We start from the raw sequence: 20171 nt of genomic DNA, 5'->3' as shown, positions 1-20171 counted from the left end.
TATTAATTAACCTAGAAATTGAGTGTTACTCGCTTTCAGTGAGTGTTAAGGCTAAGCGTATAGACTTGAGCACGGTAATTTTAGGCAAAAAAAAGCCCGCTAAAAAAGCGGGCAAAACAACAAGTTGAAGGAAGTAATCCAGGGAGTTGATAAATGGGCTTAGGTTTTATCCTTTGCGCATCTACCAAAAGTAATACGAAAAATCAGAAATCATATTACTAATAACTGTGCTTTGCATTGCTCATGCTGTTTGCTCAGTACAGGGTGTATATTAAAGTGGATTTTAAATTTGATCAAACTAGAAAAATTTAACTTTCAAATAAAAAAAACTAATATCAAAGGTGTTTGAGTGATTTTATTTTTTGCTAAATTAAGTGTTATAAATTGTTATGATATTGTTTTGATTAAATTTTTATTTAAAGCTTGTTTTCTGTGATTATTAGTTTATTTGTTGTTAATTGGTATTACCAATCAGTATTTGAGGGTTTATTCGTGATTTTTGCATAAAGACTATGATTTATGCAGTTACTAGTAATAAATAAGCACTTATAATTGGCTATAAAATAAGGATACTAATCCTTTTGGATTAAAATGATAGGGTGATTTCAGTGGGAGTTATGTTTTTACGCACTTTGTCGTCAAATAGCTGTAATTCATGGTAATGAGATTGTAAGCGCGGGCATGTGTGAGTAAACTAACTGAACCTTTATAGTCGCTTATAGTCAATTGAGTGAAGTTGCAGGTAAAATAGCCAAAAAACAATCGTTAGGAGTATAATTAAGTGGAATCGGGACTCAATTTTATTGATCTTATTTTAAAAGCAAGTTTATTGGTACAGCTTGTGATGCTAACACTCGTTGGAATGTCGATTGCATCTTGGGCTATTATCTTTCAGCGTAAAGGTATAATCGGTCGAGCCGTGATTGATGCAAGGGAGTTTGAGAAAAAATTTTGGTCAGGAATGGACCTGAGTAAGTTGTATGGTGAATTAAGTACTAAGGTAACACAAGCGACTGGTTTAGAAGCAATGTTTATTGCAGGGTTTAAAGAATTTGCGCGTCATAAAAAGAGTAGTACCCCCTCTGCTGGTATGGTCATTGAAGGCACACATCGTTCAATGCGAGTTGCATTATCTCGAGAAGTAGAAAAATTAGAATCTGGTTTGTCTTTTTTAGCAACCGTTGGCTCAATTAGTCCTTACATTGGACTATTTGGTACGGTTTGGGGGATTATGAATGCCTTCATCGCCTTAGGTGAAGTAAAACAAGCTACATTACAAATGGTTGCGCCTGGGATTGCCGAGGCACTAATTGCAACTGCGATGGGCTTGTTTGCCGCCATTCCAGCTGTTATTGCATATAATCGTTTTGCTAAGAATGTGGAAGTGGTTGAAACTCAGTATGTAAACTTTATGGAAGAGTTTTCTAATATTCTGCATCGTCAAGCCGCAAATACAGCAGAGGCCAAGTAACATGTATGTGCGAAAAAAACGTCGCCAAGTTGCAGAGATAAATGTAGTTCCTTACATAGATGTGATGTTGGTGTTGCTGATCATCTTTATGGCCACCGCGCCTTTAATCACCCATGGTGTAAAAGTTGATTTACCTCAAATGCAAGAATCTGATTTGGTTGATACCAAAGATGCCCCGCCTATTATTGCCAGCATTGACTCTCAAGGCCGCTATTATGTGAGCGTAGGCACTGACCCTGAAGCGCCTATGGATGCAGTTGAAGTAGCAGCAATTATTAAGCTTAAATTACAGCAAAACCCAGATACGCCTGTGATGATTAAAGGGTCTGGTAAGGTATCATATCAAGAAGTGCTGCTATTGATGGATTTTTTGAAAAATGCGGGTGTACCATCGGTTGGGTTAATGACTAAGTCGTTTGAGGAATAACCATGGACTCGTTACAAAGTGGATTATTAAAGTCTTTTCTATTGCATTTGGCCATTGGTGGTTTTTTGTTTGTAAGTGCTTCTTTTCAAACGCCAACTCCTACAGTGATGAAAGTTACGCTCAATGTTCCTGACACTGAGCAATCTGAAAAAATAGTATCAGCAATTGCTGTTGACCAAAATGCGGTTGAAGAGAAAATTGCTGAACTCAAGCAAAAAGAAAATGCACACAAAGCAGCAGAAGAAAAACGTATCCGTGATTTAGAACGTCGAGCTGTGCAAGCGAGGAAAGAGCGTGAATCTGAAGCTCGCAGAATTAAAACGCTAGAACGACAACGCGCCGCTAAAGAGGAAGAGAAACGTCAAGCAGAGGCGCAGGCTAAAAAAGCGCGAGCAATAGAAAAAAAACAACGTGAGCAAGCTCAAAAAGCGAAGCAAGAGACGGTAGCCGCTGAGCAAGCAGCCAAAGCAGCATCTGCTAAACGCAAAGCAGAAGAGGATGCGTTACGCAAAGCTGAACAAGCACGTAAGCGCCGTGAAGCACAAGAGAAACGCAAGGCTGAAGAAGCTGAGCAAGCACGGCAAAAAGCATTAGAAGAGAAAATGCTGCAAGAGCAATTGGCTAAAGAGCAAGCCGCGCGTTCGAGGGTACGCCAGCAACAGGTACTGACTGAAGTAGAAAAGTATCAGGCGTTGATAACACAACGTATTCAGCAAAACCTTTTAACAGATGAAAAAATGCGTGGTAAAGCCTGCACAGTGAATATTCGCTTGGCGTTTAACGGTCTGGTTACCAGTGTCACGTCCCTTGGTGGTGATAAGCTCGTGTGTGATGCAGCTTTGCGAGCTGTTAGAATGGCTGATACATTACCGGTTTCAAAAGAAAAAGATGTATTTGAAAAGCTCAAAAACATTAATCTAACAATTAAACCTAATTTATAAAGGAAACTCATGTTTAACCGACTGAAAACCTTGTTAATCATAGTTGCTTTTGGCTTGCAAGGAGTGGCAAACGCTGCACTTGAAATAGTCATAACAGAAGGCATTGATAGTGCACGCCCAATTGCGGTAGTGCCGTTTCAATATAATGGTGTTGGTCAAATACCGTCTCAGTTAAGTGAGGTAATTGCGGCCGATTTAATGCGCAGTGGTAAGTTTAAGCCATTAGCTTTGGCTGATATGCCGCAAATGCCCACCAGTGACGAAGACGTTGATTATAATGTATGGGTAAATAAGGGGGTTGAGGCAATTATTGTGGGTTCGGTTGAGCAACAGCCTGGTGGTCGATACTTGGTCAAGTATGAGCTCATTGATGTTATTCGCGCGCAAATTACCGGCGGAGAAACGCGCATGATGTCCAACGGTCAATTAATGAAAAGCCAAGACCATATCCAAGAGGCCAGACAAAGTATCATCACCAGTGATGGTTTTAGGCGCTATGCACACCAAATTAGTGATGTTGTATATGAGTCACTCACTGGCGAAAGAGGTGCATTTCGTACCAAAATTGCTTATGTGATTGTGCGTGATGAGCAAGAAAAACCTTATCAGTTAGTGGTTGCTGATTACGATGGCTACAATGAACAAGTTTTACTGCGCTCGAAAGAGCCTTTAATGTCACCAGCTTGGTCTCCAGATGGCAATAAACTAGCCTATGTTACTTTTGAAAATCGTCAGTCTCAAATCATTGTTCAAGACCTTTATACTGGCAAAAGAGAGATTCTAACTAGCTTTCCTGGTATTAATGGTGCTCCGCAATTTTCACCTGATGGCACAAAGCTGTTAATTGTACTTTCTAAAGATGCAGGTGGTGCTACTGAGGTGTATGTTATGGACCTTAAAAGCAAACAAACGAGACGCTTAACAAAGCACCGCAGCATTGATACTGAGCCATCGTGGCACCCAAATGGTAAAGAAATTGTTTATACGTCTGAAAGGGGTGGTAATGCCCAGATATATAAGTTAAATTTACAAACAGGTAGGTCAAGACGTGTAACGTTTGACGGCGATATGAATTTGGCAGGCTCTATTACACCTGACGGTCAGCAGTTGGTTATGGTAAATAGAACGCTGGGTAAATATCATATTGCAAAAAAAGAATTAACATCAGGGCTATTTCAAGTATTAACGAGAACTCGTTTAGACGAGTCTCCTAGTATTGCACCAAATGGTTCTATGATCATTTATAGTACGCTACATAATAATAAGCAGGTTTTAGCTTTAGTGTCTATGGATGGTCGTTTTAAAGCGCGACTTCCCGTGTCACAAGGGCAAGTAAAAGCTCCGGCATGGTCGCCATTTTTATAATAACTTTGCTGATTTGAATTTTATAAATAGGAATATACTCGATGCAACTTAACAAAACTTTAAAAGCGCTATTGGTGGCTCTACCAGTAATGACGCTAGCGGCATGTAGCTCTTCTTCAAGTGTTGATGAAGGTGCAGCAAATGAAAGCAATCAGGCTGCAACTAATGATACGAATAATCAGGTAGATGTAAATACGATTTCTCGTGAAAAATCAGCAGAAGAAAAGTTACGTGAAAAATACGACGCATTGCGTCAAGAGCAAGTTATTTATTTCGATTTTGATAAGTCGACGATTCAAAGCCAGTATTCTGAACTTTTACAAGCTCACGCTGATTTCTTGGTGAAAAACCCGAGCGTTAAAGTATTAATCGAAGGCCATGCAGATGAGCGTGGTACACCAGAGTATAATATCGCGCTGGGCGAGAGCCGTGGTAAAGCAGTGGCTAAGTATATGCAAAGCTTAGGTGTATCTGATAGCCAAATCTCAGTAGTGAGCTATGGTGAAGAGAAACCAATGGTTAAGTCACGTACGGAAGAAGCGTTTGCTAAAAACCGTCGTGCGGTGCTTGTATACTAATTAAGTAAGAGAGATTATGAAGCCGAATACTGTTTTGGCAGCTCTACTGTTACTAAGCGGGAGCACCCAAGTTTGGGCTGCTCCCGCGCCTGTTTCTGAAGCTGCAAATAACCCAAACTCCGGGTCTGTAGAGCAACGTATTGCGCAATTAGAGCGCATGATGAAAACACGGAACCTGTTACAAATAGAACTGCAACAACAGCTCAACTTATTGCAAGACGAAGTCAGCCAAGTGAGAGGTGTTACTGAAGAGCAAAGCTATAAGCTTGAAAAAGTACTTCAGCGCCAGCGTGAGCTATATCAAGAAATAGAGAATCGTGTATCAAAGGTGTATGAGCAAACAAGTACCGCATCAGTTTCTCCTGCCGCAGTCGATGCAACACAAGCAATAAGTAGTAACTTGTCTGAGAATGAAGCATATGACCGCGCTGTTGCGTTAATTATGCAAGACAAGCGCTATGATGCAGCAATTCCAGAGTTTCAAAGCTTTTTAACAACGTTTCCGCAATCAGTTTATATACCTAATGCACATTATTGGTTAGGGCAGCTATTATCTATTAAAAATGATGACGGCAATGCATTAGTGCATTTTAAAATGGTGGTTGAACAGTTTCCAGATTCAAACAAGCGTCCTGATGCAATGTTAAAATTAGGCGCGTTGTATGAAAAGCAAGAAAAGTTAGATTTAGCAAAGCAAATTTTGAATACATTGATCTCAGAATACCCGAGTACGACCGCAGCTAAATTAGCCACAGAACGTCTTGCAAAGATCTAAAAAGCATGATTTTTTGCCACAATGGTTTAAAATTAGGCGCTTAGACAGAAAAACTGAAAAAAACTACGTATTTCAGTTGCACTCATTTTTTAAATAAGTATTATAAGCGCCCGCAGCAGGGGAATGGTTCAGACCAAACTGCTGCACTAAGTGGGTCATTAGCTCAGTTGGTAGAGCAGTGGACTTTTAATCCATTGGTCGATGGTTCAAGTCCATCATGACCCACCATCTCTAAGTCTTCCTTTCTAAAATTCTTAATTATTCCTTCTTATCTCTGTCATTTAGTTAGTCTTTGACTAGGATTGTTGCGCTCATTTACGTATAATTCGCAGCAATTATGCAATGTGACTATAGTGGTCGAGAAATGAGTTTAGCTGAACAAATCATGCCTGAGGATTATATCTTTCCTCCTAAGCCTGCGCCTTTATCTGATGATGAAAAATCTGACTACAAAGCGCGCATTAAATCGTTGTTGAAAGAGAAAAACGCGGTTTTGGTGGCCCATTATTATACTGACCCAGAAATTCAAGCTTTGGCTGAAGAAACGGGTGGTTGTGTGGCCGACTCGTTAGAAATGGCGCGTTTTGGTGCAAAACATGATGCAGATATCATTGTTGTTGCTGGCGTGCGTTTTATGGGAGAGACGTCAAAAATCTTAACGCCTAACAAGAGTGTGGTTATGCCAACATTGGCTGCAACTTGTTCGTTAGACGTAGGTTGTCCGATTGACGAGTTTTCTGCATTTTGTGATCAACACCCTGATAGAAAGGTTGTGGTATACGCCAATACATCTACAGCTGTTAAAGCACGAGCAGATTGGATTGTAACCTCTTCATGTGCATTAGAAATAGTTGAGCACCTAGATGAGCAAGGCGATAAGATCATTTGGGGGCCTGATAAGCATCTTGGTTCTTATATCCAAAAGCAAACGGGTGCAGATATGATCATGTGGAATGGTGCTTGTATCGTACATGATGAGTTTAAAACTAAAGCACTGCAAGATATGAAAGCACTGCACCCTGATGCGGCTGTGTTGGTGCATCCTGAGTCTCCCGCTGAGATTGTGGAGCTTGCTGATAGTGTTGGTTCTACCAGTCAGTTGATTAAAGCTGCACAAACAATGGATAACCAAAAGTTTATTGTGGCAACAGATAGAGGCATTTTTTATAAGATGCAGCAGTTGTGCCCTGAAAAGGAGTTCTTTGAAGCACCAACGGCAGGAGAAGGCGCAACTTGTAAAAGTTGTGCACATTGCCCGTGGATGGCAATGAATGGTCTTAAAGCGATAGAAGAAGCATTGTTAGACCCTCAAGGTAAAGAAGTGTTTGTTGATATGGATTTACGAGAAGGGGCGTTGCGTTCTTTAAATCGAATGCTGGATTTTTCAGCAAGTTTGCAAAAGTAGTGCTCGATAGTTGAGCAACTGGTTGATTTAAGCCAAAAACTACTTGCTAAAGTGCGTTGCTTTTCATAGTATTAGCCCCGCACTTTAAGTGCGATGGAGAGGTGGCTGAGTGGCTGAAGGCGCACGACTGGAACTCGTGTATAGGCTAACCCCTATCGAGGGTTCGAATCCCTCCCTCTCCGCCATTTTCCTAACAATATAATGCATATCTTCCAATAGTTTTAAAGCAAGCTTTTCTTAATCAACTGTTATTTTATACAGCACCCATTTTTTAAATCACTTTTTGCCTGATAAAATGATTCATTGCTCCTTTGTTTGCAAATAAACGTATTTTTGATGGGCATTTGTTGGATAGGGGTGAGTAGGTTGAGTTTAGTGGTGCAAAGCTGGAGACCTTTTTTATAAGCCTCACCGAACCTTTAGGAAGTTAAGTAACCCAGTTTGTTTATTCTTTTCGACTAAGCAGGTGATTCATAAGTTTTCTGCCAAGTATAACAAACTCGCGGCACCGCTTGAGGTAAGTAGTACCACTGCATTATTCGCTCCCAAAGCCATCTAAGTCACCGCCATGCCAAAGTACTGTCTCATGGTATAAACCAAGCTCAGTTGTGGCTGAGAACATGCCATAGCCATAATCTAGGCCATCATAGAGCCCTGTGGCATAGCTTACTTGTGTTGACAGTAAAGGTGATGAGGCTTTAGCGTTATTCTTTTTGACATTGTAGGCAGCTAATTGCTGTTGCATTAATTGCAGCATACCTTCAAGAGAAGAGTACATCCCACCATGTGGCGTCAATAAACCCATGTCCCATGCTTTAGTTGGGGCGTTTTTATCATCTTTTCTATATGGCGTAACTAGCCTATTTTTTTGCTGAGAATATAACCTAGTAGGGCATAATTAAAGTTTGCATAGGCAAATTTGCTATTTGGCTCATGTTTAAGCGGGAGGTTTTTGAGTGCTTGAAGAAGTTGTTGCTCACTATACCCGCCATTCATTGGGTCACCATCAATGCGTGATACATTACTTGGGTAGTTAGGTAGGCCTGAGCGGTGGCTAAGTAGTGTATCTATTGTGATATGTTTTAGTTTGTTTTTATCAATTGCTAGAAAGTGCTCAGGTAACAGCTCACTTAAGTTGTCAGTTAATGATAATTTACCGTCTTCAATCAATGCCAGTGTAATGATACTGGTGATCACTTTTGTTTGGGAGTCAATTTGGAACAAGCTATCAGGGTAATAGGCGCTGAATTCTCTCGCTTATAAACCCCGTATGCCTGTTTCAATGTCACTTTGCCATTTTCGATAATGCCGACCGATAAAGCGGGCACATTATTAGCTTTCATATAAGCGTTAATCTCTTTTTCTATAAACGCATTATTGGCTGATGCGAGTGTTGAAATAAAGGTAAGTGCGAAAAGTGTCAAGCCGATTATTGGCATACTGCGTCCTTGAAATATTATAATGAATTTTGGTTAGATAATTGAGAGTATTTGAGTTGAATGCAATAATCCTATCAGTGCATTTCTAGTGCGTACAGTTTAGTATGATGTGTGTTTTTTCAGCAGGTTGCCAGTAGATTGTCAGTTCAAGGCAAAATATAAAGTGCATATTATCATGCACTTTATCTTACGGTTCCTAAATTAATAAACCTTACAAATTAGGCCTTTCAGGTAAAAACCTTCAGGATAACTACCCGCAATAGGGTGATCGGCGGCTTGATTTAAACGCTCCATAATCAATAGCTCTTTACCTGCATCCAGCGCTGCATCAGCCACTACTTTTTGGAACAGGTTTTGTTCCATTAAGCCAGAGCATGAAAAAGTCAATAATGTGCCACCGGGTTTTAAAATCTGCATGGCAATCATATTGATGTCTTTGTAGCCACGACATGCGCCATTGAGCTGAGCTTTACTTTCTGCAAATTTTGGTGGATCCATCACGATGGTATCGAACTGACGACCTTCATCACGGTATTGACGTAGTAATTTAAATACATCTTGTTTGACAAATTCAGCTTTTGAAAGGTCTAAATCATTGTGTTCGACATTACGTTTAGCAGTATCGAGTGCAGGTTGTGATACATCAACATTAATAACCTTTTCACAGCCACCACGCAGCGCATATAAACCAAATGTACCGGTGTAACAAAAGCAGTTTAAAACCTCTTTGTCTTTTACAAAACGTTCCAGTGCTGCACGGCTATCTCTTTGGTCAAGGTAAAACCCGGTTTTGTGGCCGTTGATGATATCAACCTCAATCTTGAAACCGTTTTCTTCTATCAATACGGGACTAGTTGGTGCATCCCCCCAAAGAGCGCCAGATGTTTTGTCTAAACCTTCCTTTTTGCGCACATCTACATCTGAGCGTTCATAAATATTACAATCAGGAAAAACTTCACGCAAAGCCATGAGTAGGTCGCCTTTGTGGCGCTCAGCACCTGCACTAAGTAACTGACATACAAGATAGTTATCAAACTTGTCGATGGTGATACCAGGCAGGCCGTCAGACTCTGCTGCAGATAAGCGATAGCCTGACAACCCACCTTCAGTAATGGTTTGCTGGCGCGCATCTAATGCTCTGTGTAGGCGAGCAATAAAGAACTGTGTATCTATTTGCTCATTTTGGTCAAAGCTCCACACACGAGCGCGAATTTGTGATTCAGGGCTATAGGCTGCGGTAGCTAAATACTGCCCATCGTGAGTGTAAATAGTGACGGTATCACCTAAGGCAGGCTTGCCCTTTATTTTCTTGATCGCTTTAGAAAAAACCCAAGGGTGTTTACGCTTTAAAGACTTTTCTCGACCGGGTTGTAAATACAGGGCACAAGACATAAAAATTCCTTACTAAATAGAATGCTTGCCATTTTAGTGAAGGCCATGCCAACATACAATCACAACCTAGAATTATGTTCTGTGTTGAATTAATCCTAACCATATGCGTATGAAAGGGCAGCTTTAACAACGTTTAAAAGAGAGTGTAATGCAAGATATAGAACAGGCATGTAAAAATTTTATGTTAAACAGTATATTTGCTGATACGGCCCATGATTTAACCCATATACAAAGAGTGGTAAAAACCGCCAAGCAGCTAGCAGAACAAGAGCAAGCTGATGTGGCTGTTGTTCTGCCCGCAGCTTGGTTGCACGACTGTGTCGCAGTGGCTAAAAATCACCCAGATCGTCCGCGGGCGTCAAAACTTGCAGCAGATAAAGCAATCGCGTTCCTGCGTTCAATCGATTATGATGAGTCAAAACTAGACGCTATTCATCATGCCATAGTTGCACATAGCTTTAGTGCGAATGTGATGCCTGAGACACTAGAGGCTAAGGTTGTACAAGATGCAGATAGAATGGATGCGCTAGGTGCGATAGGTGTGAGCCGCTGTATGAAAGTCGGTGGCGCAATCGCGAGACACTTATATCATCCAGATGACCCATTTTGCGAATTACGAGAAGCGGATGATATGCGCTATACGCTTGATCACTTTTTTGTAAAGTTATTACATATTGCAGAGCAAATGCAGACTGTTTCAGCACAAGCGGAGGCACGAAAGCGCACTGACTTTATGCGTACTTTTTTAGATCAGCTTAAGCAAGAAATAGAGTAAGTAAAATGTATCTTAACGCGTCATACGCTTAACAAAGACGACCACAAATAATGCCAACGAAAAACTACCCGTGAAAGCTTCAATGGCAGCGATAAATCGAGATACTCCTATGGGTGTTATATCTCCATATCCTAGCGTGGTAAAAGTAACGACACTAAAATAAAAACTATTAAGTAGGGCGCTGATGTTTTCGCTGATAGAGTTGGCTGCATTGAGTTGTAAGAGCTGATCTTCATATGAAACGCCAAATAAGAAGTAGAGTAATGCACATACAACAATCATTGCCAAACTAAATCGAATCACATTTTCTGGCTTCTCACCATAACCGCAAAGCAAGTTGATAAAGCTTGAAACCAATCTGCGCTGTGAATATTTTGGATACTGTTGATGGCGCATACGCAGTTCTTGATAGGTATACTTTCCGGCCATTTCAAATAAGCCTTGTTGCTCTGCGCCTTTTCTTAAGGAACGGTAAATCTCTTCTGATTGTAAAAATAAGTCGTTAGCATCGTTTATACGCTTTTCCTTCAAAGCTAAGAGACCTTGTTGCTCCTGAAGCAATTTATCTCCAAGATACAGGTTGTCAATCCGAGTGCTACTTAATTTAAGACCAAGTAAGTTGGTGTCCTCTAAGTGACAGCAATGCAGATTCGCTTCTCTAAGATCTGCTTTCATTAATGAAGCACTACGAAACGTATTATTGAATAAATGTGCCCCTCTTAAATTCGCACGATAAAAATTACCATACGACAGGTCATAGCCGTTATTATCACCAAATTTTACTAAATTGAGCCCCTCAAGGTTGGCGCGTTTGAGTTCTAGGCCTTGTAATAAACCGCCTCGCTTGGCATAGCGTTCAAGCTTTTGCGTTAACTCCAAACCACTTTTGTCAAACTTTGAGTCATGCCAAAAACACAACCCTGAACCCATATCAATTTCCTTACAATGCTGGCCATCGGGTGATTTATACTGACAACATGGTTTATCACTCATAAGTATCTGATCTTTTTTGTCTATATATTTTATTAGATTAGCAGCTAATTTAAGGGGTAGAATGGCCTTAGTGCAATTATTTTTAGATTAAGATGTTTGAATATCAATTAAAACTCAGTAAAAGACGCCGCACCGTTGCGTTAAAAGTGACAGATAATGGAGTTCAGGTATATGCGCCATATGGTGTGTGTGAAAGTGGCATTGACCGCTGGCTAAGAAGTAAAAAGCTATGGGTTACACAACAGCAGGAAATACTTGCACAAGGTGTACAGCAGCAAGTGCCATGGGTCAGTGGCAAAGTACTTATCTTTGGTCATGAATACGACTTTGTTTGTAATTCACAAGTGACTTCACGGGTAGACCATCAACAGAAACGTGTAACTGTGCGTAAGGTTGCGCATTCAACAATTAAATCAATTCGTACAGCGCTTATTAAACTATTAAATGTAGAGCTGGAGCAGTATGTCGACAGTCGTTTACATAGTCTGAGTGTACAAATGGACTCACCAATAAGGAGTGTTAGGTTTAGAGAGTACAAAAGTCGCTGGGGGAGTTGCTCAAGCCAGTATGCACTTACGTTCAATGTACTGTTGGCTGGTGCGCCTAAGCGAATGATAGATTATGTACTTATTCATGAACTGGCGCATTGTCATGTACTGGCACATAATCGCGCGTTTTGGTCAATTGTAGCAAAGTATGATAAAGATTATAAAATTGCTACAAATTGGTTTAAAAATGAAGGTAAACAATTATTTATTAGCAAAACCTAAGAATGGTGGAGGGAGCTGGATTCGAACCAGCGAAGGCAGTGCCGTCAGATTTACAGTCTGATCCCTTTGGCCGCTCGGGAACCCCTCCTAAACAACGGCGCTGATAATATCAAAGTTTCTTATTAAGTAAAGAAAAGGACTAAAGAAATTTAAAAAAATGCCGATAAAGGTATAGATTTGTAATTAATTGGTGAAACTCTATGCAACTTGGTGTGATATTAACCAGAGAAGATCAGCTCGGTAGCGCATTGTCTGTGAGTGTGGCAGAACATCGCAGAGCCGATTTTGCTATGTTATTGTCGATGTTGTCGCAAGACGCGCTAGATTTTAGCCAGTTTAATTTACCTCAAACGCAACTAAACGAAGCAGACTTATCTGAGTCCGCACTCAAAAAAGAATTACAGATTGGGCCACAGCAAGCTTTAGCGCCTGAGCAGTTTGATATGTTAATTGGGCAAAACAATGCTAAGTTGCTTGAAAAAGGTAGCTTAACCACTTTAAAGTTAAAGCAGTATTTAGCACCAGAGCCAATGACAATCCGTGATGATAAAGCGCACATTCCATTTGCTATTATCGATAATTGCGACTTGCCAGTGAGAAAGCGGTTGGAGGCAATGAAAAGCGGTAGCATTCAAGCGGATAGACCTGCAATGAATGCTGCGGGTTTTTATGATCAACTTGCAGGTGGGCAAATGCAAAGTGCTTTGCAACTAACCGCTTAATTAGGGTGTGTATATTTTTCGTGTGTTTTTACAGCAGTGAGTTTATGGTTTAGGCAAGATAGGGGATGCCCCGAGTAAACGACGTCGCAAACTGTGTTAAAAATGACTTATGTAGAATGACTACATACCGGAATTGTTGCCTTGCTACTAAGTCATTTATCTATCGCAATATCTGAGCATTTATTTAATGCAATTGGTATAAATCGTCAGCTTGGCTGCACGATGAGTTCAACCAAAGCCAGCCTCGACTTTGTTCTTTGCAACTGACATGAGCCATTATGCTGTATTGCTCATTTCGCGTATCGAAAGTCTTTGATTTAAAAAACTTATACTTCGAAGATAAACAGCCTCTAGTTGCTATGGCATTTTTTAAATTTTTTACCGCTACCACAAGGGCAGTCATCGTTTCTACTTATCTTTTTTTCAGGAGTAGGGTAAATGGTGCCATTAAGATATTTCCACTGCTCAGACTCTTTGATAAAAAAAGATTTTTCATGAAGCATACATGATTTATTATCAGCGATATAAACAGCTTTAAATTCAACGTAGCTACCTTCTTGTGTATCTTCAGTAGCTAATATTTCGAGTTTAATAAACTCAACAGCATCAGCAAAAGCTAAAATATCTTCAATACTATGATTATGTTGCTCACTTTGAGCATAGCTATTTCTTATATATTGAGCATTTTTAGTGCAATAAGCACTATAACGAGAGCGCATAAGTTGCTCTGCGGTTGTTGGATGTTGCGACTTTTCAATGAATGGCCCGCAACATTGTTTAAATGGGGAATCACTTGGGCAATGGCACATGGTGTATATAAATTAAGATATCAATTCGGGTATTGTACATGTTTCTTGTTGCTTGGCTTTAGAAAAACAAAAGATATCTGTGTTTGAGTTAGGTAAGTGCATATTCTCAAGTTCAGAAGGGCCGAGTATGTCAACCCATGTGATTACCGCAGCAAAGTTACCATTATTTAGCGCAGATGTGAGTACATAATTTAAATCAACAATATGCTTTCGTCTTATCACCAATAATTTGCTGGCATCTACAGAGTAGCTATCCATCATGCTTTTGCTGGGGATATTGTCTGGAGCAATCAATAACGTCCAGCCCTTTTTTTGATTACGTTGATGTACAATTTTTAATAACTCTAAACTGGCACATATATCGTCCTCAATTTTTACATGATGATGGTTAGTTGCCGAAACTTGCGATAAACCGGAAGATACGCTCAAAACTGAACTTGTGTGTAACATAATCAACTCACTGGTGTTATATACAGTATTTATATACAGTAGTTTATACAGTTGTTGGATGCAAGGAAAAATTGTCAGTTTTTTATACAAACTTATTTACTTAAGCGCACATAGCAGCATAATAAAATAGTCATAGTATTGAAATTAATAACTTTTAGGGTGCTTGTATTAAGGCTGAATAAACGTGAGTTGATGTATTTGCTCGTACAATGTTGCAGCATAGCAATGGGCGTCTTTAATACGTTTAGTCGAAAGGTGGGGTTTGAGTTGTTCTATCATTGCATTTGCAGCTTCCATACCTTGGCTTTGAGCAAGTGTTAGCCAAGCCATACCATGAAACGGGCTCTGAGGTACGCCTTGCCCTTTTACAAATAACAATCCCAGATAAAACTGCGCTTTATTATTGCCCGACATAGCTGCCAGCCTAAACCATTTTGCAGCAAGCGGGTAAGATTGCTCTTTAAGGTAGTATAAGCCCTTTTTAAATGCTGCTTGTGGGTCATTGTCCTCAGGTAATTTAGCCTCACTATTTAAAGGTGCTGTGACAAAGCTCAGCACATTAAGTAGTTGTTGCTCCAAATCTTGGCTTGATGAATTTTCAAATTGTTCTCGTTCCATAGTCTAACCGCAATAATAAACCTATAAGCAAGTGTAGTTGAATTTTAACTAAATTGTCCGAATAAACCAGTGGTTTATGTTAAAATCCAATCACTTGTTTCCAATTTTAAAACTTTCGTTATGTTAGAACGCATTTTTGTCCATACGCCAGCAAGGTTCCACAGTAAAAACCGAAATTGTAGCGGGGCTGACAACCTTTGTTACTATGGTCTATATCATTTTTGTTAACCCACCCATGCTTGCTCAAGCAGGCATCGATATGGGCGCTGCGTTTGTAGCAACGTGTATCGCCGCTGCAATAGGCTGCTTTATTATGGGGTTTTGGGCAAATTACCCGCTTGCTCTGGCACCAGGTATGGGGCTCAACGCATTCTTTACGTATGGTGTGGTTTTGGGGATGGGTCATACATGGCAATCAGCATTAGGGGCAGTATTTTTATCCGGTTGCTTATTTTTATTGTTAAGTATATTTAAAGTCAGAGAGTGGGTTATCCAAGCAATACCTCTGGTATTGAAGCAAGCAATTGCGACAGGTATTGGCGCATTTTTGGCGCTTATCGCACTTAAAAATGCAGGTATTATTGTGGCGAGTCCCGCAACATTAGTACAGCTTGGTGATATTACTCAGGCGGGTCCACTGCTGGCCATATTTAGCTTTTTTATTATTGCCTCACTGATGTTTAGAGAGATAAAAAGTGCAGTTTTAATCAGTATCTTTTTAGTGACGAGTATTGCTTGGAGTTTAGATTTAGTTTCTTACCAAGGTTTCATATCAGCCCCACCGAGTATAGTGCCTACTTTGCTGGAGTTAGATATTAGCAGCGCATTGGAGCTATCGATGCTGAGTGTGGTATTTGCATTCTTATTTGTTGACTTATTTGATACGTCAGGCACTTTAGTTGCTGTAACACATAAAGCGGGATTGGCAGATGAACATGGTAAAATGCCACGATTAGGACGAGCCTTGTCAGCTGATAGTACAGCAACAATTGCAGGTTCAATGCTTGGTACGTCCACTACAACATCTTATATAGAGTCAGTCTCAGGTGTGTCAGTTGGTGGCAAAACTGGGTTAACAGCTGTAATTGTTGGTATGTGCTTTTTATTAATGATGTTTTTTGCACCCTTGGCAAAAATGGTTCCTGCTTATGCAACCGCTGGTGCAATATTGTATGTGGCGGTTTTAATGCTACAAAATCTAAAATTTGTTAATTGGGATGATATGAGTGACGCTATTCCGGTGAGCGTTGTATTGTTGATGACACCACTGACCTTTTCAATTGCACATGGCATTGCACTTGGCTTTATCGCTTACACTGTGGTTAAGGTAGTGTGTAATAAAGTCCAAGAGGTGAGTGTCAGTGTATGGTTATTAACGTTGTTATTTGTCGTTAAATTTGCATTTGAGTAAGGGCAAAAGCGATAAGAAGTGGTAACTTACCACTTCTTCTTAGGGGCGAACAATACATCTAAGTCGTCTTGCTCTTTTTCTTTTTTCTTTTTCACAGCAGAGGCGTTAGACGCCTTGAGCTCAGTACTAATTTCGTTTAAATATGTTTCTAAGATAGCTTTCTTTTCAGCAACGTACTCATCGCTATAAGTAACTGCATTGATTGTTGCATAAGCTTTTTCAAAGTACTGACGTGCAGACCCTACCATGTTCGCTGTGCGTGCAGATACACCACGTTTAATTTGGCTTTCAACATTAATGCGTAATTGTAGCTTCTCTAGGCGGCGGTCTTCTGCAACAAATAATTGTGTGTCTACTTTACCTTTGGAATGCTCAGAACGTAATACGTTTCTCAGCCGTTTTATTCCTTGAACCAATGCAATAAGCTGCTTGTCTGCATCAGGCAAACTTAGCGCATCGGCTTGCATGTCAGGGTCAAGGGCTGTATTTAAACGCTCTTTTGCTTCATTTAAACGGTTCTTAAGCTCTTTATTTGTTGGTGACAACTCAACCATTAAATTGAGTGCATCGTAAACTCTGCGTTGCAATACGCGCAAAATAACTTCAGACATAGGGATATTGCAGCTGTTAACAATGATGTCTTCAGATTCTTCAATGACTTTTTTTTGTTTAGCTAGCTCTTTTCTTCGCTCGCCTTCTTGCTTCTCTCGGTGCTGCTGAACTGCACTGACCCATACAGCAATGACGATCAAAGCAACAATCAACATAATAATGATAGAAACAAACATAAATGACTTCTCTTAGACTACGACTCAAAAGTTGAATTTTTATATTACATCAATTAATTGCATTCTGAACAGTTTTCCGTTCATATGGATTAAATTTTTTTAAAAAATAACCTTTTATTATTATAGACCATCTAATAAATATTTGATGCTATACAATAATATAGCTGTAAAGCTATCTCGTTAGATGTAACTATGCTAGCCTAGGATAGATTGGCTTTGTCTCAAGTTTAAACTTTTGGCGCGTCGTGATCATTGCCTTGTAAAACTAATAAGAAAAATAAGCTATGAAATTACAACAACTTAGATATATTGTAGAAGTTTTAAATCACAACCTAAATGTATCAGCGACAGCTGAAAGCCTATATACATCTCAACCAGGCATATCCAAACAAGTTAGAATGCTTGAGGATGAACTGGGTGTGCAAATCTTTGGTCGCAGTGGTAAACACCTTACTCATGTTACAAACGCGGGTAATGAAATTATTAATATTGCCCGCGAGATTTTATCTAAGGTAGAGGGTATAAAAGCTGTTGCTAATGAGCATACGCTGCCTGACCAAGGTAAACTGAATATTGCAACTACCCATACACAGGCGCGCTACGCGTTACCCAGTGTTATTCAAGGGTTTATGAACAAATACCCGGCAGTGTCATTACATATGCACCAAGGTACTCCACAGCAAATTTCGGATGCAGCTGCGCGTGGTGATGCTGATTTTGCTATTGCAACTGAAGCGCTTCATTTGTACTCCGATTTAGTAATGCTTCCTTGTTATCATTGGAATCGTAGTATTGTGGTTGCAAAAGATCACCCACTTGCCCAAAAAGTACATAATCTCAGTGTACAAGATATTGCGAAATATCCACTGATCACCTATGTATTTGGGTTTACAGGACGCTCAGAGCTAGATAAAGCATTCAATGCACATGGTCTTGAGCCACATATAGTTTTTACTGCAACAGATGCTGATGTTATTAAAACGTATGTACGCTTGGGACTAGGGGTGGGGGTTTTGGCTTCTATGGCCATAGATAATTTGACTGATAAAGACCTAGTTTGTATTGATGCAAGTCATTTATTTGAAGCAAGTACGACAAAAATTGGCTTTAGAAAAGGCAGTTTTTTACGAAGTTATATGTATGACTTTATTGAGCGATTTGCGCCACACTTGACTAAAGACTTGGTTGAAAAGGCGAGCTTATTACGTAATCAAGATGATGTCGATGCGTTGTTTTGCGATATTACGTTACCAGTAAAGTAAGGTAAGTATGCGCATGTATACATCAACATGCGCAGCTACTACATTTGGCTGTAATGTCATGTAATAGCGGTTTTATCGTATTCAACTAACGTTAGTATAGTATTACTACTTGGTTGGGTGCATTTAATGGAAGGGATACTTCAAGCAAGCTCTTGCTTTTCTTTGAATCATATCTTCTTTGATGGTGTTTTAGATAGACTGTCTGAGCTTTCATTTAAGTGCTCCTATGCGAGTAATAAACAGTCACACCGAAGCCCAGAATGTACCGTGTATTATGGTAAGATATATCGTCAATTTATGCCTCACACTGAGGTTGTTGATGCAATGTTGGTGCGCAATGGAAAAATAGAGTCGCTTGGTAGCGTCGATGAAGTCAATGCTTATGTTTTGCGCTTACAGCTAAAAGTGCGCTATCAATATTTGAGTGAGCGTCATGCAATTTGTCCAGGTTTCATTGAACCTAACATACATTTAGTCATGAGTGCTGTTTTACAGCAGTGGTATCATCTTGGCCCATTTGGGTTGGACTGTAGTTGGCAAAAGTTGATGGTGCATTATAGTTATAGCTATATCGCGCGTGCATTACTGTATCTTGATAAAGGGTTAGAATCTCAAAGTTGGTTACTTGGCTATGGTTTACACAGTGGTTTGCTGGGTCATAATGTTAATATTAGTAGACAAGAAGTATTCAAGTTAATAAACCAGTTAGACATCAAAAGGCCCATTGCGATACTAGATGCTGGCAGTGCAATTGCCTACGTTAATGACAGTGCATTAGAGCAAATTTATAATTATTTAAAAAGTAATGATGCGAATTCATTTTCATCCAAAGCGGCATTTTTTGATTTAATCCACCAACAAAAAGGTTTGTATAATGAACAGCTCGTATGGCTTGCAGGCAGCTTACCTGAAGCCCATATGCAGATGCAACTTGATAATATATACACGAATATCGAAAAAGTGATAGCGACAGCACTTAGGCAAGGGGTTACTCATTTGGGTGTGATAGACACACATCCCTTTGCACGCAAAGTTTTAGCTCAATATCAGCCTACCATACAACATATTAATCTGGTTGAGCCCAAGCATAGTTGGTTGCAAGAGCTCAACAGCTTAGCATGTCTTGGTGAGCATATTAATGACGCATCAAAAGAGCTCAGTCGCTCTATAGTTATAGATATTGGGCAAGTGGGCTATTGCGGTTACGAATGGGTACAAAGCTATCATGGGCAATCTTTATTACAACCGTGCCAACAGCTTGTAGACCAAGGTTACAATGTTTGTTTACAATCGGGCTTTCCGGCTCAACCATTAAACCTAATGAGAGCAGCAGAGCAAGCAAGCACGAGAATAATGGAATATGCCCCTGGGTGCTATACCCGTCACGAACGCGTGCTATTGCCAGAACAATGCCTTTCAAAAGAGCAATCACTTCATGCTGTGACAAATGCCAGTGCCATACACTTAGGGTGTAACGCAGGGAAGTTACAAGAAGGGCAAAGCGCTAATTTTGTTCTCTTGTCTGATGATCCGCTAGGCACCGGTGATTGTTGGAGAGACTTTGCTGTTATAGACTGTTACGCGAATAAATAACAATCTGCGTGACAATCCCGCTTATCAAAAATTAAAATTCCTCCAACTTTCAAAAGCTTAAATTTATTTGGCTTTTCTGAATGTCGCGTTTAAGCCTTTTATATCATTCGCTCCATTCGCTTATTCTCTTATGTTATATATAATATATTGTATGCATTGTATATTTTGTGTTAACAATGTGGTGTCC

Annotated in this window: 22 protein-coding genes and 3 tRNA genes; 15 read left to right on the top strand and 10 right to left on the bottom strand. The window is 39.9% G+C overall.

Going from position 1 to position 20171, the window contains the following annotated elements; all coding sequences use genetic code 11:
- Positions 1-781: 781 nt before the first annotated feature.
- From tolQ to SANK73390_RS17070, 9 genes are all read left to right on the top strand, one after another.
- Positions 782-1471 carry a protein TolQ gene (tolQ, locus tag SANK73390_RS17110; RefSeq protein ID WP_462767606.1) on the top strand — a complete coding sequence of 230 codons (690 nt, stop codon included), beginning with the start codon at positions 782-784 and terminating at the stop codon, positions 1469-1471.
- A 1-nt stretch (position 1472) separates the two neighbouring features.
- On the top strand, positions 1473-1898 hold the full coding sequence (gene tolR / locus SANK73390_RS17105; RefSeq protein ID WP_261592765.1) for a protein TolR: 426 nt from the start codon (positions 1473-1475) through the stop codon (positions 1896-1898).
- A 2-nt stretch (positions 1899-1900) separates the two neighbouring features.
- Positions 1901-2839, top strand: coding sequence for a cell envelope integrity protein TolA (tolA, locus tag SANK73390_RS17100; RefSeq protein ID WP_462767604.1), 939 nt, complete (start codon positions 1901-1903; stop codon positions 2837-2839).
- A gap of 9 nt (positions 2840-2848) precedes the next feature.
- On the top strand, positions 2849-4204 hold the full coding sequence (tolB, locus tag SANK73390_RS17095; RefSeq protein WP_462767602.1) for a Tol-Pal system beta propeller repeat protein TolB: 1356 nt from the start codon (positions 2849-2851) through the stop codon (positions 4202-4204).
- 41 nt (positions 4205-4245) lie between these two features.
- Positions 4246-4782, top strand: a complete 537-nt coding sequence (gene pal, locus SANK73390_RS17090; RefSeq protein ID WP_261592768.1) for a peptidoglycan-associated lipoprotein Pal — start codon at positions 4246-4248, stop codon at positions 4780-4782.
- Between the two features lie 16 nt (positions 4783-4798).
- Complete coding sequence (gene ybgF / locus SANK73390_RS17085; RefSeq protein ID WP_462767600.1) at positions 4799-5557, top strand: tol-pal system protein YbgF; 759 nt, start codon at positions 4799-4801, stop codon at positions 5555-5557.
- Positions 5558-5709: 152 nt separating this feature from the next.
- A tRNA-Lys gene (locus tag SANK73390_RS17080) sits at positions 5710-5785 on the top strand.
- A gap of 136 nt (positions 5786-5921) precedes the next feature.
- Positions 5922-6962 carry a quinolinate synthase NadA gene (nadA, locus tag SANK73390_RS17075; protein ID WP_462767616.1) on the top strand — a complete coding sequence of 347 codons (1041 nt, stop codon included), beginning with the start codon at positions 5922-5924 and terminating at the stop codon, positions 6960-6962.
- A gap of 95 nt (positions 6963-7057) precedes the next feature.
- Positions 7058-7147, top strand: a tRNA-Ser gene (locus SANK73390_RS17070).
- A 350-nt stretch (positions 7148-7497) separates the two neighbouring features.
- On the opposite strand, the gene SANK73390_RS17065 is transcribed toward SANK73390_RS17070, so the two are convergent.
- The 4 genes from SANK73390_RS17065 to SANK73390_RS17050 all read right to left on the bottom strand — a co-directional run bounded on the left by SANK73390_RS17065 (position 7498) and on the right by SANK73390_RS17050 (position 9793).
- A complete protein-coding gene (locus tag SANK73390_RS17065; RefSeq protein ID WP_315942784.1) occupies positions 7498-7767 on the bottom strand; it encodes a serine hydrolase domain-containing protein in 270 nt (89 codons plus the stop codon).
- Positions 7768-7817: 50 nt separating this feature from the next.
- Positions 7818-8159 carry a serine hydrolase domain-containing protein gene (locus SANK73390_RS17060; RefSeq protein WP_462767597.1) on the bottom strand — a complete coding sequence of 114 codons (342 nt, stop codon included), beginning with the start codon at positions 8157-8159 and terminating at the stop codon, positions 7818-7820.
- Complete coding sequence (locus tag SANK73390_RS17055; protein ID WP_261592773.1) at positions 8156-8401, bottom strand: hypothetical protein; 246 nt, start codon at positions 8399-8401, stop codon at positions 8156-8158. The genes SANK73390_RS17060 and SANK73390_RS17055 overlap by 4 nt, the downstream gene beginning before the upstream one ends.
- A 201-nt stretch (positions 8402-8602) precedes the next feature.
- On the bottom strand, positions 8603-9793 hold the full coding sequence (locus tag SANK73390_RS17050) for a class I SAM-dependent methyltransferase (protein WP_462767595.1): 1191 nt from the start codon (positions 9791-9793) through the stop codon (positions 8603-8605).
- Between the two features lie 148 nt (positions 9794-9941).
- On the opposite strand from SANK73390_RS17050, the gene SANK73390_RS17045 reads away from it, so the two are divergent.
- Positions 9942-10568 (top strand): HD domain-containing protein, encoded by a 627-nt coding sequence (locus SANK73390_RS17045; protein WP_462767593.1) that lies wholly within the window; start codon positions 9942-9944, stop codon positions 10566-10568.
- Positions 10569-10580: 12 nt separating this feature from the next.
- Here the strand turns inward: SANK73390_RS17045 and SANK73390_RS17040 are convergent, their stop codons facing one another.
- Positions 10581-11561: an ion channel gene (locus SANK73390_RS17040; protein ID WP_462767591.1), complete on the bottom strand. Its 981-nt coding sequence runs from the start codon at positions 11559-11561 to the stop codon at positions 10581-10583.
- Between the two features lie 92 nt (positions 11562-11653).
- On the opposite strand from SANK73390_RS17040, the gene SANK73390_RS17035 reads away from it, so the two are divergent.
- Positions 11654-12331 (top strand): M48 family metallopeptidase, encoded by a 678-nt coding sequence (locus SANK73390_RS17035; protein ID WP_462767589.1) that lies wholly within the window; start codon positions 11654-11656, stop codon positions 12329-12331.
- Positions 12332-12334: 3 nt separating this feature from the next.
- On the opposite strand, the gene SANK73390_RS17030 is transcribed toward SANK73390_RS17035, so the two are convergent.
- Positions 12335-12419, bottom strand: a tRNA-Tyr gene (locus SANK73390_RS17030).
- 112 nt (positions 12420-12531) lie between these two features.
- Here SANK73390_RS17030 and SANK73390_RS17025 point away from each other — a divergent pair.
- A complete protein-coding gene (locus SANK73390_RS17025; RefSeq protein WP_462767587.1) occupies positions 12532-13053 on the top strand; it encodes a VC2046/SO_2500 family protein in 522 nt (173 codons plus the stop codon).
- Positions 13054-13403: 350 nt separating this feature from the next.
- Here the strand turns inward: SANK73390_RS17025 and SANK73390_RS17020 are convergent, their stop codons facing one another.
- The 3 genes from SANK73390_RS17020 to SANK73390_RS17010 form a co-directional block, all read right to left on the bottom strand.
- Positions 13404-13862: a YchJ family protein gene (locus tag SANK73390_RS17020; RefSeq protein WP_462767585.1), complete on the bottom strand. Its 459-nt coding sequence runs from the start codon at positions 13860-13862 to the stop codon at positions 13404-13406.
- A 12-nt stretch (positions 13863-13874) separates the two neighbouring features.
- Positions 13875-14312 carry a SulA-like leucine-rich domain-containing protein gene (locus SANK73390_RS17015; protein ID WP_462767582.1) on the bottom strand — a complete coding sequence of 146 codons (438 nt, stop codon included), beginning with the start codon at positions 14310-14312 and terminating at the stop codon, positions 13875-13877.
- 168 nt (positions 14313-14480) lie between these two features.
- A complete protein-coding gene (locus SANK73390_RS17010; protein WP_462767580.1) occupies positions 14481-14930 on the bottom strand; it encodes a tetratricopeptide repeat protein in 450 nt (149 codons plus the stop codon).
- Positions 14931-15066: 136 nt separating this feature from the next.
- Here SANK73390_RS17010 and SANK73390_RS17005 point away from each other — a divergent pair, with 136 nt between their 5' ends.
- A complete protein-coding gene (locus tag SANK73390_RS17005) occupies positions 15067-16341 on the top strand; it encodes an NCS2 family permease (protein WP_462767578.1) in 1275 nt (424 codons plus the stop codon).
- A gap of 26 nt (positions 16342-16367) precedes the next feature.
- Here the strand turns inward: SANK73390_RS17005 and SANK73390_RS17000 are convergent, their stop codons facing one another.
- A complete protein-coding gene (locus SANK73390_RS17000; protein ID WP_462767576.1) occupies positions 16368-17129 on the bottom strand; it encodes a hypothetical protein in 762 nt (253 codons plus the stop codon).
- Between the two features lie 284 nt (positions 17130-17413).
- On the opposite strand from SANK73390_RS17000, the gene cysB reads away from it, so the two are divergent.
- Both cysB and SANK73390_RS16990 read left to right on the top strand, forming a co-directional pair.
- Positions 17414-18391, top strand: coding sequence for an HTH-type transcriptional regulator CysB (cysB, locus tag SANK73390_RS16995; protein WP_261592784.1), 978 nt, complete (start codon positions 17414-17416; stop codon positions 18389-18391).
- Positions 18392-18517: 126 nt separating this feature from the next.
- Entirely contained in the window at positions 18518-19984 is a 1467-nt protein-coding gene (locus SANK73390_RS16990) for an amidohydrolase family protein (RefSeq protein WP_462767573.1), read from the top strand.
- The last annotated feature ends 187 nt before the right edge of the window (positions 19985-20171 follow it).

It is taken from the genome of Pseudoalteromonas sp. SANK 73390, from assembly GCF_054966645.1.
The sequence above is the reverse complement of the archived record's forward strand: the minus strand, read 5'-3'. Positions and strand labels throughout refer to the sequence as shown.

What these genes read in the sequence shown, in the direction of transcription:
- SANK73390_RS17035 (WP_462767589.1), top strand. Translation starts at nt 11,654, where the DNA reads ATGTTTGAATATCAATTAAAACTCAGTAAAAGACGCCGCACCGTTGCG.
- SANK73390_RS17040 (WP_462767591.1), bottom strand. Translation starts at nt 11,561, where the DNA reads ATGAGTGATAAACCATGTTGTCAGTATAAATCACCCGATGGCCAGCAT.
- SANK73390_RS17055 (WP_261592773.1), bottom strand. Translation starts at nt 8,401, where the DNA reads ATGCCAATAATCGGCTTGACACTTTTCGCACTTACCTTTATTTCAACA.
- SANK73390_RS17000 (WP_462767576.1), bottom strand. Translation starts at nt 17,129, where the DNA reads ATGTTTGTTTCTATCATTATTATGTTGATTGTTGCTTTGATCGTCATT.
- SANK73390_RS17010 (WP_462767580.1), bottom strand. Translation starts at nt 14,930, where the DNA reads ATGGAACGAGAACAATTTGAAAATTCATCAAGCCAAGATTTGGAGCAA.
- SANK73390_RS17065 (WP_315942784.1), bottom strand. Translation starts at nt 7,767, where the DNA reads ATGGGTTTATTGACGCCACATGGTGGGATGTACTCTTCTCTTGAAGGT.
- tolA (WP_462767604.1), top strand. Translation starts at nt 1,901, where the DNA reads ATGGACTCGTTACAAAGTGGATTATTAAAGTCTTTTCTATTGCATTTG.
- nadA (WP_462767616.1), top strand. Translation starts at nt 5,922, where the DNA reads ATGAGTTTAGCTGAACAAATCATGCCTGAGGATTATATCTTTCCTCCT.
- SANK73390_RS17015 (WP_462767582.1), bottom strand. Translation starts at nt 14,312, where the DNA reads ATGTTACACACAAGTTCAGTTTTGAGCGTATCTTCCGGTTTATCGCAA.
- SANK73390_RS17025 (WP_462767587.1), top strand. Translation starts at nt 12,532, where the DNA reads ATGCAACTTGGTGTGATATTAACCAGAGAAGATCAGCTCGGTAGCGCA.
- SANK73390_RS17050 (WP_462767595.1), bottom strand. Translation starts at nt 9,793, where the DNA reads ATGTCTTGTGCCCTGTATTTACAACCCGGTCGAGAAAAGTCTTTAAAG.
- tolB (WP_462767602.1), top strand. Translation starts at nt 2,849, where the DNA reads ATGTTTAACCGACTGAAAACCTTGTTAATCATAGTTGCTTTTGGCTTG.
- SANK73390_RS17045 (WP_462767593.1), top strand. Translation starts at nt 9,942, where the DNA reads ATGCAAGATATAGAACAGGCATGTAAAAATTTTATGTTAAACAGTATA.
- ybgF (WP_462767600.1), top strand. Translation starts at nt 4,799, where the DNA reads ATGAAGCCGAATACTGTTTTGGCAGCTCTACTGTTACTAAGCGGGAGC.
- cysB (WP_261592784.1), top strand. Translation starts at nt 17,414, where the DNA reads ATGAAATTACAACAACTTAGATATATTGTAGAAGTTTTAAATCACAAC.
- tolR (WP_261592765.1), top strand. Translation starts at nt 1,473, where the DNA reads ATGTATGTGCGAAAAAAACGTCGCCAAGTTGCAGAGATAAATGTAGTT.
- SANK73390_RS16990 (WP_462767573.1), top strand. Translation starts at nt 18,518, where the DNA reads ATGGAAGGGATACTTCAAGCAAGCTCTTGCTTTTCTTTGAATCATATC.
- SANK73390_RS17020 (WP_462767585.1), bottom strand. Translation starts at nt 13,862, where the DNA reads ATGTGCCATTGCCCAAGTGATTCCCCATTTAAACAATGTTGCGGGCCA.
- pal (WP_261592768.1), top strand. Translation starts at nt 4,246, where the DNA reads ATGCAACTTAACAAAACTTTAAAAGCGCTATTGGTGGCTCTACCAGTA.